General features: G+C 72.7%; 1 protein-coding gene. It reads left to right on the top strand.

All coding sequences use genetic code 11. From position 1 onward, the window contains the following. The first annotated feature begins 260 nt into the window (after positions 1-260). A complete protein-coding gene (locus tag PH190_RS30555; protein WP_274235316.1) occupies positions 261-1,325 on the top strand; it encodes an IS110 family RNA-guided transposase in 1,065 nt (354 codons plus the stop codon). Positions 1,326-1,332: the final 7 nt, after the last annotated feature.

Genomic DNA, 1,332 nt, shown 5'->3' with positions numbered 1-1,332 from the left:
CTGACTGTGAGGGTGGGCCCGCCGTCCTGATCACCTGGTGATGGGGTGGTGACCGGTGGCGGCGGTGTGACTCGTGGTCTGACTGGCGTGATGCCTGTAATGGGACATGTCCACTGCTGCTGCTGGTGCCGGCCCGACCGAAGTGGTGGCCTGATCAGGAGCTTGACCCCCGAGTAGGCGCTCGGGGTGTCCCATCACAGTCCTGCCCGTGCTCCGGCCGGACCGGCGTTCACAGTCGCGTCCACGCGTCAGGAGAACGCATGTCCATGCTGGCAGAGCTGGTCGAGCACGTCATCGGGGTGGACACCCACACCGAGACCCATACCGCCGCGGTCGTGGTCGCCTCGACCGGCGCGGTGGTCGAGACGGTCACGGTGCCCGCCGACCCGCGGGGATATCAGGGTGTGCTGGAGCTGGCCGAGCGCCACGGCGGGTTGCGCGCCTTCGCGATCGAGGGCGCTGGTGGCTACGGCGCGGGTCTGGCCCGTCACCTCACCGCGGCGGGTGAGGTCGTGGTCGAGCTCGACCGTCCGGCGCGCCCCGCTCGCCGCGGGGGCCGCCGCTCGGACCCGCTCGATGCTGAGCGGGCAGCGCGCGACGCCTTGGCCCGCACCCAGCTGGCGCGACCCAAGTCCGGAGCATCGCGCGGTGCGCTGCAGGCCCTGCTGACCGCGCGGCGATCGGCGGTCGAGGCCGCGACCGACGCTCAGCGCCAGCTGCGCGCGCTGGTCATCACCGCACCCGAGCAGGTTCGGGCCCGGTTCCGGACCCACCGCAGCACCCGCGCCCTGATTGAGGTCGCCGCCGGGCTACGCCCCGGCGCCAGCAGCGGCGACATCGAGGTCACCACCGTGCTCACCGTGCTGCGCGACCTCGCCCGCCGGATCCGCGTCCTCGAGGCCGAGGCCGCCGCCCACGAGAAGGACATCCGCGAGGTCGTCGCCCACTGGCGCCCGGACCTGCTCGAGCTGCCCGGGGTCGGCCCCATCAACGCCGCCACCGTGCTCACCGCGTGGTCTCATCCCCGGCGCTGCCGCGACGACGCCGCGTTCGCCATGCTGGCCGGCGCGGCACCGATCCCGGCCAGCTCCGGCAAGACCGTCCGCTACCGGCTCAACCGCTCCGGGGACCGCCAGCTCAACCGGGCCCTGCACTCCATCGCCCTGTCCCGGCAGCGCTACCACCAGCCCACCCGCGACTACACCGACCGTCGACGGGCCCAGGGCAAGACCGACCGCGAAATCCGCCGCTGCCTCAAGCGCTACATCGCCCGACAGCTCTACCGCCAGCTCGAGCCGACCCCCGACAGACTTGACGAACCATAGGAGCGTC

Origin of the sequence: Actinomycetospora straminea, from assembly GCF_028737255.1 — a bacterium.
Taxonomy (GTDB): Bacteria; Actinomycetota; Actinomycetes; order Mycobacteriales; family Pseudonocardiaceae; genus Actinomycetospora; species Actinomycetospora straminea.
This window is presented reverse-complemented; position numbering and strand designations above follow the sequence as displayed.

Excerpts from the sequence above, each read along its gene's own strand:
- PH190_RS30555 (WP_274235316.1), top strand. The coding sequence starts at position 261 with ATGTCCATGCTGGCAGAGCTGGTCGAGCACGTCATCGGGGTGGACACC.